The sequence below is a fragment of the Photobacterium sp. R1 genome (genome assembly GCF_054600795.1).
Genome location: NZ_BAAHZP010000763.1, coordinates 1 through 252 on the forward strand (window position 1 = coordinate 1; position 252 = coordinate 252).

Genomic DNA, 252 nt, shown 5'->3' on the forward strand with positions numbered 1-252 from the left:
CTGCGCATACTTCTGCTTCCTTAAAATACTGATAATTCAAGAGAGGCTTCACAAAATACTCGAGAACTTGTGGGCCATTAACCGTTAAAAATGATTCCAAATGAAATTGTACTGATGCAAAACAACTGCTTTGGATTGCATATATTTGATGTGTTTTTTCATCTAAATATAAATCGACATCTCTTTCTTTCATTTTGAGGATTGTCATATCATCTGCCGTAACACAAAATGTATTATAAAATCCAACAAGTT

Annotated in this window: 1 protein-coding gene; it reads right to left on the bottom strand. The window is 32.5% G+C overall.

What is annotated here, in order from left to right:
- Positions 1-208 (bottom strand): hypothetical protein (locus tag ACYP03_RS27135; protein WP_459782823.1); only part of this gene is annotated, 208 nt, incomplete at its 3' end.
- Positions 209-252 lie beyond the last annotated feature (44 nt).